Annotated in this window: 15 protein-coding genes; 10 read left to right on the top strand and 5 right to left on the bottom strand. The window is 37.9% G+C overall.

The genetic code is table 11. The features are described 5' to 3' along the window. Positions 1–37 precede the first annotated feature (37 nt). The 3 genes from JK629_RS11410 to JK629_RS11400 form a co-directional block, all read right to left on the bottom strand. The gene (locus JK629_RS11410) at positions 38–724 is read right to left on the bottom strand and encodes an SIMPL domain-containing protein (protein ID WP_202335747.1); all 687 of its coding nucleotides are present in this window, start codon (positions 722–724) and stop codon (positions 38–40) included. A gap of 14 nt (positions 725–738) precedes the next feature. Then, positions 739–1,389 (bottom strand): rhomboid family intramembrane serine protease, encoded by a 651-nt coding sequence (locus JK629_RS11405; protein WP_202335746.1) that lies wholly within the window; start codon positions 1,387–1,389, stop codon positions 739–741. A 177-nt stretch (positions 1,390–1,566) separates the two neighbouring features. Next, positions 1,567–1,920: a four helix bundle protein gene (locus JK629_RS11400; protein ID WP_202335745.1), complete on the bottom strand. Its 354-nt coding sequence runs from the start codon at positions 1,918–1,920 to the stop codon at positions 1,567–1,569. A gap of 147 nt (positions 1,921–2,067) precedes the next feature. Between JK629_RS11400 and JK629_RS11395 the strand changes: the two genes are divergently transcribed. Beyond that, positions 2,068–2,940: a lysophospholipid acyltransferase family protein gene (locus JK629_RS11395; RefSeq protein ID WP_202335744.1), complete on the top strand. Its 873-nt coding sequence runs from the start codon at positions 2,068–2,070 to the stop codon at positions 2,938–2,940. 82 nt (positions 2,941–3,022) lie between these two features. After that, entirely contained in the window at positions 3,023–3,724 is a 702-nt protein-coding gene (locus JK629_RS11390) for a T9SS type A sorting domain-containing protein (protein WP_202335743.1), read from the top strand. Positions 3,725–3,763: 39 nt separating this feature from the next. Here the strand turns inward: JK629_RS11390 and glmM are convergent, their stop codons facing one another. Further along, positions 3,764–5,152: a phosphoglucosamine mutase gene (gene glmM, locus JK629_RS11385; protein ID WP_202335742.1), complete on the bottom strand. Its 1,389-nt coding sequence runs from the start codon at positions 5,150–5,152 to the stop codon at positions 3,764–3,766. Positions 5,153–5,230: 78 nt separating this feature from the next. After that, positions 5,231–6,301, bottom strand: a complete 1,071-nt coding sequence (locus tag JK629_RS11380) for an acyltransferase family protein (protein ID WP_202335741.1) — start codon at positions 6,299–6,301, stop codon at positions 5,231–5,233. A gap of 40 nt (positions 6,302–6,341) precedes the next feature. On the opposite strand from JK629_RS11380, the gene JK629_RS11375 reads away from it, so the two are divergent. The 8 genes from JK629_RS11375 (at position 6,342) to JK629_RS11340 (ending at position 17,931) form a co-directional block, all read left to right on the top strand. Then, a complete protein-coding gene (locus tag JK629_RS11375) occupies positions 6,342–6,926 on the top strand; it encodes an acyl carrier protein phosphodiesterase (RefSeq protein WP_202335740.1) in 585 nt (194 codons plus the stop codon). Beyond that, a complete protein-coding gene (ggt, locus tag JK629_RS11370; protein WP_202335739.1) occupies positions 6,923–8,635 on the top strand; it encodes a gamma-glutamyltransferase in 1,713 nt (570 codons plus the stop codon). Before JK629_RS11375 ends, ggt begins: the two co-directional genes overlap by 4 nt. A 274-nt stretch (positions 8,636–8,909) precedes the next feature. Beyond that, the gene (locus JK629_RS11365) at positions 8,910–9,923 is read left to right on the top strand and encodes a hypothetical protein (protein WP_202335738.1); all 1,014 of its coding nucleotides are present in this window, start codon (positions 8,910–8,912) and stop codon (positions 9,921–9,923) included. A 90-nt stretch (positions 9,924–10,013) separates the two neighbouring features. Beyond that, positions 10,014–12,845, top strand: coding sequence for an excinuclease ABC subunit UvrA (gene uvrA / locus JK629_RS11360; protein WP_202335737.1), 2,832 nt, complete (start codon positions 10,014–10,016; stop codon positions 12,843–12,845). A 70-nt stretch (positions 12,846–12,915) separates the two neighbouring features. After that, on the top strand, positions 12,916–13,605 hold the full coding sequence (locus tag JK629_RS11355) for an LOG family protein (RefSeq protein ID WP_045079866.1): 690 nt from the start codon (positions 12,916–12,918) through the stop codon (positions 13,603–13,605). 17 nt (positions 13,606–13,622) lie between these two features. Beyond that, complete coding sequence (locus JK629_RS11350) at positions 13,623–14,867, top strand: T9SS type A sorting domain-containing protein (RefSeq protein WP_202335736.1); 1,245 nt, start codon at positions 13,623–13,625, stop codon at positions 14,865–14,867. Then, on the top strand, positions 14,864–17,677 hold the full coding sequence (locus JK629_RS11345; protein WP_202335735.1) for a gluzincin family metallopeptidase: 2,814 nt from the start codon (positions 14,864–14,866) through the stop codon (positions 17,675–17,677). The genes JK629_RS11350 and JK629_RS11345 overlap by 4 nt, the downstream gene beginning before the upstream one ends. 29 nt (positions 17,678–17,706) lie before the next feature. Next, the gene (locus JK629_RS11340; RefSeq protein ID WP_202335734.1) at positions 17,707–17,931 is read left to right on the top strand and encodes a hypothetical protein; all 225 of its coding nucleotides are present in this window, start codon (positions 17,707–17,709) and stop codon (positions 17,929–17,931) included. The last annotated feature ends 60 nt before the right edge of the window (positions 17,932–17,991 follow it).

The following is a 17,991-nucleotide window of genomic DNA, read 5'->3' as shown; positions in this document are numbered from 1 at the left end:
AAAGGAAACGAGGCTTTTTTTATTGAAGTATTACTTTCTAATTCAGTAAAAAGCTAACGTTTACGGTTGTTCTAATTTCTATTTCTCCTAGTGCGATGGTTTGGTCACCACCGTTAGAGGAAGAATCCATCATTGCCATTTTATACATAGGCTGTGGTCCGCTTGAATTATTATACTCACTTATAGAAACGGCTTTTCCAACAGTTTGGTTGAGAGCAGAAGCATATTCCTTTGCCTTCATCTGGGCATTCTCGACAGCCTTTTTACGGGCTTCGCTTTTTAAGGCATCTTCTTTTGATGAGGAAAAATTTACTCCGTCAATTCTATTGATTCCCGTATCTAATAAACCCTTCATGACAGGTTCGTACTTTTTTAAATCGCGAATTTTTACCGAAAGTGATTGATTGGCAGCAAAGGTGTATGTCTTACTATTATGGTCGTAGTTTTTGCTGAGGTTCATATATTCAGTGCGCACATCCTTTTCGGCTATGTCCATTTTTTTTAGAAATTTCAAAACTTCGCTGATGGTAGCATCGTTTTGCTCTTTGAGTGTTTTGGTGTTTTCTCCGGTGTTTTCCACACGAATGTTAATAGTAACTTCATCTGGAACTACACGAACAATACCTTCGCCTGTAACGTCTATGGTGTTTGGTGGAAGTGTGTTTTGAGCCATCGCGGTAGTTGTAGTTATTGCTAAGATTAAAAGTGTTTGTAAGGTTTTCATAGTTTTCTTTTTTTTTAAATTTTTCCTAGTTTATGAAGAACGAATAAAAGAATTAATGGAATGGCGAGTAAAACCACGATCCATAAACTTGTTTGAAACAAATAAGGTGCAAAAACAAGTGTTAGTATATAACCGCCAATGGCCCCACCAATGTGGGCGTCGTGGCCAATGTTTCCCAATCTTTTTTTCATTCCGTAGATAGAGTACAACAAATATGCCATCCCAAAAAGCCAAGCTGGGATTGGGATAGGGATAAAGAAAAGATAAAGTCCCATATCGGGGAAAAACAAAATAGCTGAATATAATATGCCCATTACCGCACCACTCGCTCCTATTGCGCTGTAATGATATTCGTCTTTGTGGAAATAGAACGAAAGTAGATTTCCAATCAGCAGACTTGCCACATAGATTATCACAAAATACGTAACGCCCACACTCATTATAACCACAGGCGCAAAAAAGTAAAGCGTAAGCATATTAAACAGCAAGTGCGAAAAATCTGCGTGCAAAAAAGCAGAGCTAAACATACGTATCTGCTCGCCGCGGCGTATTCCGGCAATGTTGAATTTATATTTTTCAAAAAAGGAAAAATCATTGAAACCTTTCATCGAGATGATTACATTGGCAGCGATGATTACGATTGTTGCGATGTGTAAGTTTTGCATTTGAAGTTAGAAATTAGAAGTTAGAAATGGGAAGTTAGAAATGGGAAGTGAAAAAATAAGAAGTAGAAAACTAGACATCGAAAAAATGATTTTGAAATAAAGAAAATGTATATCTAATTTCACACTTCGTATTTCGTCTTTCGTATTTTGTCTTTCGTATTTCGTATTTCGTATTTCTCATTTTAGATTCTTCTTAGCAGTTTTAATAGAAGTTACAACTATAGCAACAATTTCATTTGCCTCTTTGTTTAATCTATGTAAAGTGTTTTGATTATCTTTTAAAATTGCAGAAAACATTTCTAACCAAAACGCACTTTCATCAGCTTCTTCTTCAACAATTTTCAGTTTATTTATAAAATCACGAGATGATTTTCCTCGCAAGGCTGCTCTATAATTCGCACCAACAGAACTGGAGCTTTTAATCAATTGATGCACGTAGGCATTGTACTCACGCGAATTGGGTATTTCAGCACACAGACGCCAGCAATCCAAAGCAAATTTTTGGGTTCTTTGTTTTAACTCTACACTCATTTTTTTATTTCAAATTTACAACTTTAAATAAACGTTTTGAAAACAAAGCTTCGCATTTAAAAATTTCAAATTTCCGGTTTCAAACTTCCCATTTCGAATTTGGTATTTCTTATTTCAAAAAACAGTAGTTTTGCGCTAATAATTCCTATGCAAAGATTGCTTTATATACTGGCTTATCCAATTCTTTGGCTGCTTTCCATTCTGCCGATGCGCATTTTGTACATAAAATCAACCGCACTTTATTTTTTGGCCTATTATATTATTGGCTATCGCAAAAAGGTTGTGAAGGACAATCTTGCGTTGGTTTTTCCCGAAAAGACGCAGAAAGAAAGAGATCATATTGCCCAGCAATTCTTCAAGCATTTATGTGATATTATTTTTGAAACCATAAAAGCCTTTACCATTTCTGAAAAAGAAATCCGAAAACGTTTTGTGGTAACTAATGCTGAAATACTTGATCCCTATTATCAAAAAGACCGAAGCATTCTACTAATGGCAGGTCATTACGGCAATTGGGAATGGAGCGGAATTCTCAACAAATTGATGCAGCACCAAGCCCACGCAGTTTACAAGCCTTTGGGCAGCAAGCAATTTGATGCGCTTGTAAAAAAAACTCGGGAACACTTCGGTGGCATCATTGTGAGCAATAAAAAGATTGTAGCTGTCCTTTTCCGAAAGTGGAAAAAAGGAATAAAAACGCTCACCTACATTCTTTCCGACCAAACCCCAAAAAAGGGCGCCTTTAAACACCGTGACACGTTTATGGGAATTGATGTGCCCGTGTTTACCGGAACCGAGGAACTGGCAAAAAAGCTTGATTTTGCGGTATTGTATTTAAAGGTTGAAAAAGTAAAGCGCGGATACTATAAAACTACTTTTGTCCCATTGGTTGACAATCCAAAGGAATACCCAGATTTTCAAATTACCCGAATGTTTTTTGATGCTTTGGAAGCACAGATTCGTGAAAAGCCTGAGTACTATTTATGGTCGCACAAGCGGTGGAAGTTGCGGAATACTTAATATGAATTGATCTGAAACAATTTATTTTTTAATATCTTTAATAGAATTAAATTTAATCGTAAATCAATTAAACAATCTTCCGATGAAAAACTTTACACTTCTTTTGTTTTGTTTAATTGGCTTTTCTTGCTTATCACAGGACATTCGGCTTTTTGAGCAAACTTGGATTTTACATGATTTGATATTGGATGGACAGAGTTATATTCCTCCAATTAATAGTGAACAAAATCACGTTCCCGCAGATTTTATTGAGCCTAATGAATTTTATACAGGAGTATGTGGTGGTACAGGCGGAGCAGGAACTATTATATATAATGGAACTACCGAGTTCAGTTTTTCAGCTGGCATTTATTGGCTAGCGGGGAGTTGTAATCTTGAAGAGAATAATGTGTATTCCGATTTATATCAATCTTTCTGGAATAAACCACCATTCGATCCATTCCAATATGAAATTATTGAAACCGGTCAGGATAGAACTCTTATTGTAACAGCTTCAAATGGAGACCAGGCAATATATAGTAATAGTTACTTATCGATAAGTGAATTTAATAATCAATCCTTATCAATCTATCCTAATCCCTCTACTGATATTCTCAATATAAAATTCAATCATAATATTTCCATAAATAGAATCATTATCTATGATTTCCAAGGAAGACAGGTTTCATATAACACAAAAAATCTATCTCAAATAAATGTTGGGGATTTAAAGCCAGGTATATACTTTATATCAATAGAAAACGATGAAAATGAAATACTAAATAAGAAATTTTTTAAAAAGTAAATTTACAGCGTCTGAAATTTTCATTTCTAAACCAACCTTTTATATCCCCGCAACATTTTTAATCTCCCCAATAATCCTATCCGCCAAAGCATCTGCCTCTTCCTGACTTTTCGCTTCGGTGTAAACCCTAATAATCGGCTCCGTATTTGATTTTCGAAGATGTACCCAATTTTCCGCAAAGTCTATTTTTACGCCGTCAATCGTGTTTATTTCCTCTGAAGCATATTTTGTCTCCATCGCTTTTAAAATGGCGTCAACATCCAATTGTGGGGTTAATTCAATCTTCTTTTTGCTCATAAAATAAGCGGTGTATTTTTTCCGAAGTTCGCTCACGGCTATTTTTTCTTCTGCCAAAAAGCTTAAAAACAAAGCAATCCCAACCAAACTATCGCGACCGTAATGCAACTCTGGATAAATAATTCCGCCATTGCCCTCTCCTCCTATCACGGCATTTGTTTCCTTCATCAATTCAACTACATTCACTTCACCAACTGCGCTGGCAGTATATGTTCCGCCGTGTTTTTCGGTAACATCGCGCAAAGCTCGGGAAGATGACATATTTGAAACAGTATTTCCGGGCGTATTTTGTAAAACATAATCGGCAACCGCAACCAGCGTATATTCCTCGCCAAACATTTCGCCTTTTTCATCCACAAAAGCAAGTCTATCAACATCTGGATCAACCACAATTCCGAAGTCGGCGTGGTTTTTTACAACACTTTCCATCAAATCGCCCAAATGTTCCTTCAACGGTTCGGGATTGTGCGGAAACTGTCCGTTTGGCGTGCAATGCAGTTTTACGGGTTCAACTCCCAAAGCTTCCAAAAGCAACGGCACTGCAATGCCTCCCGTGGAATTCACCGCATCAACAACTACTTTAAATTTGCTACGTTTTATGGCATCGGCTTTCACTAAAGGAAGATTCAATATTTCATCAATATGCAAATCGATATAGGCATCGTTTTTATGAATTTCGCCCAAATTATCAACTTCCGCAAATGCAATAGTTCCATTTTCGGCAATGTCAAGGATTTGTTGTCCGGCTTCCGCATTTAAAAATTCGCCTTTATTATTTAATAATTTTAAAGCGTTCCACTGTTTTGGGTTGTGGCTTGCTGTTAAAATGATTCCGCCATCGGCATGTTCCAAAGCTACCGCAACTTCCACCGTTGGCGTTGTGGAAAGATTTAAATCTATTACGGTAATGCCCATTCCTACCAAGGTATTCATCACCAATTGCTGGATCATTTCGCCGGAAATACGTGCGTCACGGCCCACGACAACTTTGTAGTTTTCCTTGTTTCGTTGTTGTTTTACCCAAGTTCCATAGGCTGCGGCATATTTTACGGCATCAATTGGAGTTAGGTTTTCGCCCTGCGTTCCGCCAATAGTTCCACGGATTCCTGATATAGATTTTATTAATGTCATTTTTTACTGTTTTTTTGATTTGAGGTATTTCGTACTTCACACTTCGTATTTCGTATTTCGTACCTCGTACTTCAAAAGTTATTTTCTGAATTTATTTTTCAATTTTAAAAAGTAAAGCTCAAAGTAGGTGTAAGATAAATGAGCGATTAAAAGTGTACCTGCGAAGGTAAGCAGGTGCAATAAAAATATGGTTAAAGTTTCATTAAGGTTTTGGAGCATTTCCAGTTTCAAAAACAAAAATACAACAGCATTTAAAACTATGGCGTGAAACATATAAATTCCGTAGGAAATACTACCGAAATGGTATAAAATTTTACTATTTACCTCTACTCCCCGATTATTGAATGCCAGCGAATGGATAAAAGATCCAAAGAGAAAACACGTGAAGGCAGCCCGAAGCCAAAGCGGTTCAAATAGAAACCAATCCGTTGTAAAATAAAGCAATGTCGCAATGCAAATCACCAAAGGAAAAATCGCCGAACGTTTTAAAAAATCCAGCATTTGCTTTTCTTCCAAAATTGCGATTACCCCTCCCGAGAACAGATAGAAAAACACAAAAGTATAGTTACGGAGTACCTCAAAAACATCGGACCAATAAAGTATGAAATACCCAAGCAGCAAAATGCCCAAAACCCGCAATACCCATTTAACATTTATGAAGAATAGCAAAGGCGCAATTACCAAATAAAACTGTTCCTCGATTCCAATGGACCACAAAATTTCAAGTATGCCGCCGGGTTCATAGATTTTCGCAAATACATTCGGAAGAAAGAAAACGTTATAAAAAAAAGCTTCTTTCCAAGTGTAATTTATTTCGAAAGGAATATTCAGAAAAGGCAAAAGCACATTGTAAAAAAATAGCCCAAAGCCCAAAATGAGATAATAGAGTGGAAAAATCCGCAGAATCCTTCGAATATAAAAATCCTTTATCGAGAAAGCATCCCTGATTTTTGCACGATAAATAAGGCGAATAATCAAAAAACCACTGAGCACAAAAAACATATAAACCGCTTCCAAACCGCGGTGAAAGATAGGAAGGCTATCAAAATAAGGCAATCCCTGGTTGGCGGAAAGTTGGGGCAAGTGAAAGAGTAACACCAACGATGCGAGAAAAAACCGCAGTGGGTCCAAATTTGGTAATCGGTTCAATTTTCAATTTTTACAGCCCAAAAATACATATATTTATTGAATGAATTTTTTGGCCCACATCTACCTTTCCGGCAATGACGAAGAAGTTATAATCGGTAATTTTATTGCCGATGGCATCAAAGGAAAACGTTATTTAAAGTTTCCCCCTGCCATTGCAAAAGGCATTTTGCTGCACCGCGCCATTGACACTTTTACCGATGCACATCCCACGGTACACCAAAGCACGGCTCGGCTCCACAAAAATTACAGCCATTACAGCGGGGTAATTGTAGATATTCTTTACGACCATTTTTTGGCAAAAAACTGGGATAAATATTCAAATGAACCCTTGGATGAATATGTGCAAAATTTTTATGGATTGCTTCGGAAAAACTTCACTATTCTTCCCGCGAGAATCCAAAAAATGATGCCTTATATGATTGCCGACAATTGGCTTTTAAGCTACGCCACCGTTGAGGGAATCAGTAAAATTTTGGCACAAATGAACGTGCGTACCAAAGGCGTTTCAAAAATGAATCTCGCCGTGGCAGAACTTGAAGAATATTATGAGGAATTTGAAGCCGAATTCACTTCCTTTTTTGAAGAACTGATTGTTTTTTCCCAAGACACACTTGATAGCTTATGAAACCAGCACATCTTTTATTGTTTGCTTTTTTGACTTTTGCCTGCAAGGAAAAACCGAAAGCTCAAGCAAGTATTGAAAAACCAAAAAGTGAAAAAGCAGCCGTAATTGCAGACAGCGCCATGGTAGTTTCTGCACGCGCGGAAGCTTCAAAAATTGGAGCCGATATACTTAAAATGGGCGGAAATGCCTTTGATGCAATGATTGCTACACAAATGGCACTTGCCCTAACCTACCCCAATGCGGGTAATCTTGGTGGTGGTGGATTTATGGTTTACAGAAGTCAATATGGTGAAATTGGCTCCCTCGATTTTAGGGAGAAAGCCCCGTTGGCGGCCACTAGAGATATGTATTTGGACCAAGAGGGCAATGTAATTGCAGAAAAAAGTACGGATGGTGCCCTTGCCGTAGGCGTTCCGGGAAGTATAGCGGGGATATTTGCAGTACACGAAAAGTTTGGAACCCTTCCAATGGAAATTTTACTAAAACCAGTTATAGACCTTGCAAATAATGGATATGTAATAACTGCAAAGCAAAAAGCACGTTTTGAGGAATTTAAAGAAGAATTTGAAAAAACAAACGATGAATCTTCAATATTTACTGAAATTTATAAACAAGGGGATACTTTAAAAAATATAGCACTCGCAAATACACTTTCACGAATTGCGAAAAATGGTCGCTCAGAGTTTTACGCAGGTGATACTGGGAAAAAAATGATCGATTTTTTGAAGAAAAAAGGAGCTATCATTACACAGGAAGATTTAGACGCATATGAGGCAATTTGGCGGGAACCTATAGTTTTTAAGTACAAAGATGTTAAGCTCATTTCCATGGCACCACCCTCAAGCGGGGGCGTTTGTTTGGCGCAAATCTTAAAAATGGTTGAGCCATACCCCGTTTCAGAATATGGGCACAATTCCACGAAATATATACAGCTTTTGGTCGAAGCCGAAAAAAGGGCTTATGCAGATAGGAGTGAATACTTGGGCGACCCCGATTTTGTTGATATTCCTGTGGATTCGCTGTTGTCAGAAAATTATCTTTTAAAACGAATGGAAAATTTTTCATTAGAAAAAGCTACTCCTTCAGAAGAAATTAAGCCAGGAAAAATAGGCGGTGCCGAAAGTATGGAAACCACCCATTTTTCAATAGTAGATAAATTTGGAAACGCCGTGTCAGTAACCACAACACTTAATGCTTCGTACGGCTCAAAGCTCTATATTTCGGACCTCGGCTTTTTTTTGAATAACGAAATGGACGACTTTAGTGCCAAACCCGGTGTTCCCAATATGTTTGGGCTTATAGGTGGAGAAGCTAATGCCATCGCTCCACAAAAAAGAATGTTAAGCTCAATGACCCCAACCATCGTAGAAAAAGACGGAAAATTATTAATGGTTTTGGGCACTCCGGGCGGTTCTACAATTATTACTTCGGTGCTACAAACATTTCTAAATGTACATAAATTTAATATGAATATGCAGCAAGCAGTGGATGCTCCCCGTTTTCACCACCAGTGGTTGCCAGACGTGATTTTATTTGAAGAAGAGGGATTTTCTAATGAAACAATATATAATCTGGAAGCAAAAGGATATTCTTCTTCTACAGAGATACTCCCACAAATAGGTTACATAGATGCAATATTGGTCTTGCCCAATGGAAAACTTGAAGGTGGAGCAGACAGAAGGGGTGACGATACGGCTATTGGCTACTAACTATTTTATTTACACCTTTAAACGAAATCTTGTGCATTATATCGAATGGTGTATATTGGGGCAGTAAAAAAGGTTAGATTTGAGGGAATTAACATGGATTTTTTAGAAATTTAGACTGATTTTTTTATTAAGCTATGCTATGTACACTACTGCGAGGCATATATTTTCATTTAAAAAAAATCACCATAAAGAATTAAATTCTTTTTACAGATAAATTTCTTATTCCAAAAAATCCACTTAAATGTTTTAGCCTCATTTGTGGCTTTTTTTATGTATGATTAATAAATCTTTGCTTAAGGATTGGTATTCTACTATTGCGTTTGTGATAAGTGGTATAATCTGCATAGTATTAATTTTTCTGCTCTACAACAAATATCAAGACACAAGGGGTTTTGAAGAAACTTTAAAAAAAACAGCAACTATATTCATTGGCATCAGCGGGTTTTTATCGGCAATTTTAATGGTTTTTTTAGCTGCTTCTGCAATGAGGCAAAAGTTATATAAAACCAAGATAATCCATAAAATAAGCAAGACAACCCAAAAAATGCACAACTTCCGCAATATTGCTGAAATTTTGTTTCATTCAAATATTTGGCTTCCGGGACTGAAGGATTATATGGAAAAAGATTATGCTGATCTTTCCTATTTTGAGGTTAAGGAGTTTTACAAGGGAAAATCAAAACTGGCTATTGAATTTTTACAGGAAACGCATCATTTCGGCGAGACCGAAAACCTTTATTTGGAGTTGAAATCGCTGTTAATGACCAATCCAAAAGAAAAACACATTCCCGAAACCCTTAATTACCCTATCTTTTATGACAATAGCATCCTCGAAAAATGGCTAGAACATAAATGCGGTTCAGGGCTGTGGTATGTTTTTGGATATAAATTCGGAAATTATAAGGAGTCTTTAAATTTGGAAGCGGTTTTTGAACGTCATAGGGAAAAAATTTTAACGCTTGCCAATACCATAAATCCGGATATGTTTGAAGATTCTTCCTTTAACGAAGTTTTCTTTTCGAAACTATGGGAACATTTAACGAAAGATGTAATGCCAAAGCTCTCCCAATTCCAAAGTTACATAGATAGAAAAACTCCGCAGCTTATCTATTATTTATACATTGTCTTTTTGCTACTCACAATCTTTGGCGTTTTGCTTCCAATAACCTATCTAATGCTTAGTTTTTCAGTAGTTACACTTATAATTGGCTTTTCGATTGTATTAAGCACTATATTTTATGTTGCAGTTACATTTCATATTTTTCTTTCCAAGGAAGTAAACCGTTAATAAAACGTCCCTATTTTCATATCAAAAATTAACACCTCGGTGATACCATGCATTCTTTATTTTCCAATCTATTGAGTACCTTTGCAAGCTATGTCGAAAAATGAGGATTTTATTGAAGTTTTGGGCGCCCGCGTCCACAATTTAAAGAACATTGACGTTCGAATTCCAAGAGAAAAGTTAGTTGTAATTACGGGACTTTCCGGCAGCGGAAAATCATCTTTGGCTTTTGATACCATTTATGCCGAAGGCCAGCGCCGTTATATAGAAACATTTTCTGCCTACGCCCGTCAATTTTTAGGAAGTTTAGAAAGACCTGATGTAGATAAAATTGAAGGCCTTTCCCCGGTAATTGCCATTGAGCAAAAAACCACGAGTAAAAGCCCACGTTCCACAGTAGGCACCATTACTGAAATTTATGATTTCCTCCGTCTGTTTTACGCGCGCGCAAGTGATGCATACAGCTACAACACCGGTGAAAAAATGGTCAGCTACAGTGATGCACAAATAAAACAACTTATACTCGAAGATTTTACCGATAAAAAGGTAAGCATTTTGGCTCCCATAATCCGTTCCCGTAAAGGGCATTACCGTGAGCTTTTTGAGCAGATCGCCAAACAAGGTTTTCTAAAAGTACGCGTGGACGGCGAAGTGCGCGATATTGTAAAGGGTATGAAGGTTGACCGTTACAAAACCCATGATATTGAAATAGTAATTGATCGCTTAAAGGTTTCCGGAGAAAGTGATAATGACAAACGCCTCTCCGAAACCATTAATACCGCGATGTACCACGGCGATGATGTACTGATGGTTTTGGACAATGACACCAACGAAGCCCGCTATTTCAGCCGTTCATTGATGTGTCCGTCTTCAGGAATTTCCTATCCTAATCCCGAGCCGAACAATTTTTCCTTCAATTCCCCAAAAGGAATGTGCCCCAATTGCAAAGGGCTGGGGAAGCTTTATGAGGTGAACCTTAACAAGTTGGTGCCAAATCCCAAACTATCCATAAAGCAAGGTGCTTTGGCTGCACATGGCCCCCAAAAGAACAATTGGGTTTTTAAGCAACTTGAACTGATTGCGGAACGTTTCAAATTTAAATTGAGCGATCCGTTTGAAAGTATTCCTCAAGAGGCTAAAGATGTTATATTTTTCGGTGGAAATGAAAAGTTTGATGTTGCTTCAAAAGAGCTTGGTATTACCCGCAGTTATAAAATAGACTTTGAAGGGGTTGCAACTTTTATCCAAAATACTTTTGACGCAAACGAAACCACTTCACTTAAACGTTGGGCAAAGGAATATATGGACAAAATCGCCTGTCCGGAATGCAACGGAACCCGACTCCGAAAAGAATCTCTTTATTTCAAGGTAAACGAAAAGAATATTGCCGAACTCGCCAATATGGACGTAGTTGAACTTGCGGAATGGTTTGCAAATCTGGAAAAAAACCTTTCGGAAACGCAGCTTAAAATCGCGTCGGAAATTATAAAGGAAGTACGCTCTAGGCTTCAGTTTTTGGTTGATGTGGGCTTGACCTATTTGGCTTTGGACCGCAGTTCAAAATCGCTTTCAGGGGGCGAGGCGCAACGAATCCGTTTGGCAACGCAAATAGGCTCGCAATTGGTGGGGGTGCTCTATATTTTGGATGAGCCCAGTATTGGCCTTCACCAGCGCGATAACGAACGACTGATCTATTCATTAAAGCAATTAAAAGATATTGGCAATTCCGTTATTGTTGTGGAGCACGACAAAGATATGATTGAAAGTGCCGATTATGTGATAGACATTGGCCCAGCAGCGGGAAGGCACGGCGGCGAAATAGTATCGCAAGGCACGCCCGAGGAAATAGAAAAACACAATACCCTAACGGCAGATTATTTAAACGGAAAAAAAGAAATTGAAATACCTAAAAAACGCCGAAAAGGAAACGGAAAGAAACTGATTTTAAAAGGTGCAACAGGCAACAATCTTAAAAACATTACCGTTGAATTTCCATTGGGAAAAATGATTGGAATAACGGGCGTTTCCGGCAGTGGAAAGAGTACGCTCATCAACGAGACCCTCTACCCTATTCTAAACGCACATTTTTTCAACGGGGTAAAAAAACCGATGCCTTATAAAAAAATTGAAGGGCTCGAAAATATTGATAAGGTTATCGATATAAACCAATCACCGATTGGCAGGACGCCACGAAGCAATCCAGCTACTTACACAGGCGTTTTTTCTGAAATACGCAATCTGTTTGCAAAAACTCCCGAAGCAATGATTCGTGGTTATAAACCCGGACGTTTCAGTTTTAACGTTGCAGGGGGGCGTTGCGAGACCTGCAAAGGTGCTGGTTTACGCGTTATTGAAATGAATTTTCTACCCGATGTTTACGTGGAATGTGAAACTTGCCAGGGCAAACGTTTCAACCGCGAAACGTTGGAAATTCGCTACAAAGGAAAATCCATTTATGACGTCTTGGAAATGACAATTAACGAAGCTGATGGTTTCTTTGAAAATATTCCGAAAATCCATCGAAAAATAAAAACCATAAAGGATGTTGGTTTGGGATATATAACCTTGGGACAACAATCTACCACGCTTTCGGGAGGAGAAGCACAACGAATTAAATTGGCAACTGAACTTTCCAAACGCGACACGGGAAATACGTTCTATATTTTAGATGAACCCACAACCGGGCTTCATTTTGAGGACATTCGTGTTTTGATGGTTGTGTTGAATAAATTAGTTGGCAAAGGAAATACCGTTTTGATAATTGAGCACAATCTAGACGTAATCAAAACCGTTGACTATATTATTGATATAGGCCCTGAAGGCGGAAAACAAGGTGGAAAGGTAATGGCCTTGGGAACCCCCGAAGAAGTTGCAAAGGACAAAAAAAGCTATACCGCACAATTTCTTAAAAAAGAATTACATTGAGCCCTAAAAAGAAATTTGAAATTTACAGTATATAAAAATAAAACTGCAAGAAATCCTGAATACTAAATAAATGAGAGACGAACAAATACCTAAAAACTGGAATCAAGTAAAAACAAACGACTCTTGGGCCATCTTTAAAATCATGGGAGAATTTGTGGGCGGATATGAAAAAATGAGTCGTATTGGGCCTTGTGTTTCTATTTTTGGATCTGCCCGCACAAAACCAGACCACAAATATTATAAACTGGCCGAAAACATTGCCAAAAAAATTACTGAAAATGGTTACGGCGTCATAACCGGCGGTGGACCAGGAATCATGGAAGCTGGAAACAAAGGAGCACATTTGGCCGGAGGAACTTCCGTTGGTCTAAACATTACCCTTCCCTTTGAGCAGCACGACAACCCTTATATTGACAGCGATAAAAGTATCGATTTTGACTACTTCTTCGTAAGAAAGGTTATGTTTGTAAAATACTCCCAAGGTTTTGTTGTAATGCCCGGCGGCTTTGGAACCTTGGATGAATTTTTTGAAGCCTTAACCCTCATACAAACACATAAAATTGATAAATTCCCTCTAATACTTGTTGGAACGGAATTTTGGGGAGGTCTTTTTGAATGGATAAAAACAACCCTTCTGGAAGCCAATAACAACGTAAGTGCAGAAGATTTGGATCTGGTACATTTAGTTGATTCGGAAGATGAAGTGCTTCAAATATTAAATGATTTTTACAACGAGTACAACTTAAGTCCGAACTTCTAATTTTTTAAAATTACTGAATGCTTAAAAATATAGTGACATTGGCTTTTTTAATTGTTTCGCTCTGCGTTAGTGCGCAAGGAACCATTAAGACAATGTTTTACAACTTACTTGAATTTCCCTCTGCACAGCCCAACAATCGTGAACAGATTTTAATGGAAATACTTGACGAATATGAACCAGATCTTTTTATGATTTGTGAGCTTGAAAGTGAATATGGCGCCGATTTAATTTTGAATACTTCCCTAAACGATGAAGGTATTAATTATGTAAGGGCTCCTTTTGAACCCAGCCAATCTGGCGATCCAGACCACCAACAAATTTTGTTTTACAGAAAAGGTATGTTTTCTTTGGAAGCAGCCGAAGTTATTCCCACGCAAGTGCGCGATATAAACCATTATACCCTTAAGCTCAGTACTGCAGATCAACAATCAGACCCTGTGGTAATTGAAGTTTTTGTGACGCACCTTAAATCGAGCCAAGGAAGCGGTAACCAAACATTGCGGTTAGATATGGTGAACCAGTTTACCAATAGATTGGAAACCTTGGACCCTAACTCATTTGTGATTTTCAGCGGGGATTTCAACTTTTATACAGCAAGCGAACCTGGATACCAAGAGCTATTGGACCCCACGAACGCTATCGTGATGGTTGATCCCATTGACCGTCCGGGCTCTTGGAACAATAACATTAATTTTCAGGATATACATTCGCAAAGCACGCGAATAAGTTCCGGTCCCTTTGGCGCAGGAGCGGGCGGTGGACTTGATGATAGATTTGATTTTATTACTATATCAGAAAACATGCGCAGCGACCCGAAACTAAAATACATAGATGATACTTATAAGTCATTTGGAAACAACGGCAATTGTTATGACAACAGTATAAATAGTACAGACTGCACCGGAGATTTTAGTCAAGAACTGCGTGAAAATCTTTATAATATGAGTGACCACCTGCCTATTGTCATGAATCTGGAAACAAATAAAGAAATCGTATTAAACACGAATGATTATTTGATTGAAAATTTTATTGCTTTAGAAAACACCCTTGTATCAGAAAATCTTAATATTCGCTTAAACTCCAATTTTTCTGAAAATATTTCGTTTGAAATCTACAATATCCTTGGACAAAAACTTTTAGAATTTACATCAGAAAATTCCACCTATCTTTCTGTAGATGTAAGTAAGTTTTCCAATGGTATTTACTATTTAAAATGCAACCTTCCAGCCTCCCGCACCTTTAAATTTCTAAAATCTTTTTGATACCAAAAAGCATCCTATATCTTCTTTTACTTTGTTTGGCAATCCAAACACGGGCGCAGCATGTTATAAATATTGACGCCACGCTCAACCCTTCCCACAAAACACTATCTATCCAACAACAAATAACCTATAAAAACACTTCAGCAGATACATTAAGAGAAATATATTTATTTGATTGGGCCAATAGTTTCTCTACCAAAACCAGTCCCTTGGGAAAACGCTTTGCAGAGAATTACGACAGCTCTTTTCATTTTGAAAGAAATGAAGATCGTGGAAAAACTACTATTGGAAAATTATACGATGCCCGTGGTATTTCCTTACAGTGGCAACGTGCTGAAGAAGTAGATATAGTAAGAATTATCCCAGGCGAGCCCTTACTGCCGGGTGGTAGTTATACCTTCAGTATAATATATACCATAAAAGCGCCGGACAGCAAGTTTACGCGGTACGGCATAGATAAGCAAGGTAATTACAGGCTTCGGTATTGGTATCTTTCTCCTGCGGTTTATGACGGAGGATGGCAGGTGTATAGCAATAAAAATACGGACGACCTATTTTTGACGCCATCGGAGTTTTCAGTAGCACTTCATCTTCCTAAAAATTATTTGGTTACTTCAGACTTAAATGTGGTGGAGGAAAAGGTTTCTCAAAATATAAAATCAACTACTCTTTTTGGTGAAAATAGGACGAGTGCAACTTTGTACCTGGAAAAAAGTTCAACCTTCGAAACTATTGAAACCGACAAACTACAGATTGTAACCAATCTTCAAAACAGTAAGGTTAATCCACCTGTACAAGCTTTGATGATTGACCGTATCGTGCATTTTTTGGACGAAAGGCTTGGGGCTTATCCTTTCGAAAAAATGGTTGTCAGCGAAACCGATTATAAAACCAACCCTGTATACGGCCTAAACCAACTGCCACGTTTCATAAGTCCTTTTCCCGATGGCTTTGAGTATGATATGGAACAGCTTAAAACCATTACAAGACGCTATATTGATAATACTTTAATAATGGATTCCCGCGATGATTATTGGCTTCAGGATGCATTGCAGATTTATTTGATGATGGAATATGTAGATACTTACTATCCTAAAATGAAGATAATAGGTAATCTTAGCAATTGGTGGATCATCCGTTGGGCGCATGCGGCAGAGCTGGAATTTAATGACCAATACCCTATTCTGTATTTGAATATGGCTCGAAACAATATTCACCAAGCGCTGACCACACCAAAGGATTCCCTTTTAAAATTCAATATGAACATTGCCAATGGCTATTATGGCGCTACAGGTTTGAGTTATTTAAAAGATTATTTGGGCGACGATATTTTGAACAGCAGTATAAAAGAGTTTTATGCTAAAGAAAAATTGAATCCCATTAAATCAGCTGATTTTGAAAACTTTCTTTCAGAAAAAACCGAACTTCCCATAAATTGGTTCTTTGATGATTTTGCCGATACCCGAACTACGATTGATTTCAAAATAAAAAGGGTAGAAAAGCAAGGCGATTCCTTAAAGGTATTCATAAAAAATAATAGAAAAAATGAATTGCCCATATCGCTTTACGGTCTTAACAAAGATGAAATTGTCTATAAAACCTGGACAAAACCTGTAGACAGCATAAGCACGGTAACCATTCCTGCACAAAACATTCGAAAATTAGCCCTCAACTATGAAGGCAGAATTCCAGAATACAACAGAAGAAACAACTTTAAAACAGTCGATGGTCTTTTGAACAAACCGTTACAATTCCGGCTTTTTCAAGATGTGGAAGATCCAAATTACACCCAGTTTTTCTTTATGCCCATCTTTGAATATAATTTGTATGATGGCGTTTCTGCGGGGTTACGGCTTTACAACAAAACTGTACTTCCCAAGGCGGTTATTTATAGTTTGGAGCCACAATTTGGGTTCCGTTCAAAAACCCTTGTGGGAAGTGCCTCCATCAGTTATACACAAACTTTGGACCAAGAAAATCTGTACGCAATGCGCTATGGTTTCTCTGGAAATTATTACTCGTATGATCGCGGTCTTTTTTACAAACGCTTTACCCCCTACATCACTTTCGCTTTCAGAAATGAAGATTTAAGAGACAATGAAAAACAGTTTATTAACCTTCGGAATGTGAACGTTTACAGAGATGAAAACCCCAATGATCCAGACCAAGAGCCCAATTACAGCGTTTTCAATATGCAGTATGTATATTCAAATCCCAACCTTATCAATTACTTTAGAGGAGTTGCAGATTATGAAATTTCTTCAAAATTCAGCAAACTTTCCGTTGATTTGGAATATCGTAAGCTCTTCTTGAGCAATCGCCAATTGAACCTCCGTTTTTTTGCGGGCGTATTCCTCTTTAATGACACACGAGAAAATGAAGACTTTTTCAGCTTTGCACTCGATCGTCCCAATGATTATCTTTTTGATTACAATTATTACGGGAGAAGTGAAGATTCTGGTCTTTTCAGCCAGCAGCTCATCATAGCAGAAGGCGGTTTTAAATCACAATTGGAGCCGGCCTATGCTAATAGCTGGATAACTACGGTCAATGCCAGCACTAATATTTGGAGGTGGATCTACGCCTATGGCGATGTGGGGCTAGTAGGGAATAAGGACCGGGGCGTGAATGCGGTTTTCGACAGCGGAATTCGCGTAAGTTTGGTAGCAGATTATTTTGAAATTTATTTTCCAATCTATTCAAACCTAGGTTTTGAGCCAAATCTGCCGCATTATGACGAAAAAGTAAGGTTTATTATTACTTTAAGCCCTAAAACCTTACTTGGGTTGTTTACCAGAAGGTGGTATTAATGTTTAATTTTAAAAAACAATCTCCAAAAATGCAACTGTTAAACAATTGGCGAATCATTTTTTTACTCTGCCTAACCCTTGGTTTGGCACCTTTCTTTCCCGAACCACACATTTGGGGAAAACTGAAATGGATTGCAGGCGGTGCCGAAGGAATGCAGGGGGCCGATTGGTTTGATGTCTTGCTGCACGGTTTTCCATTTATTTTATTGCTTAGATTGTTGATAATTAGGATAATTCCTTCCAAAATGGATTAATCAAAATAATCTATGGGGCTCCAAAAACGGCCTGTGGATAACTAAGCGTTGCGAAACACC

Source organism: Aequorivita iocasae, from assembly GCF_016757735.1.
In the GTDB taxonomy this organism is placed as follows: Bacteria; Bacteroidota; Bacteroidia; order Flavobacteriales; family Flavobacteriaceae; genus Aequorivita; species Aequorivita iocasae.
This window is presented reverse-complemented; position numbering and strand designations above follow the sequence as displayed.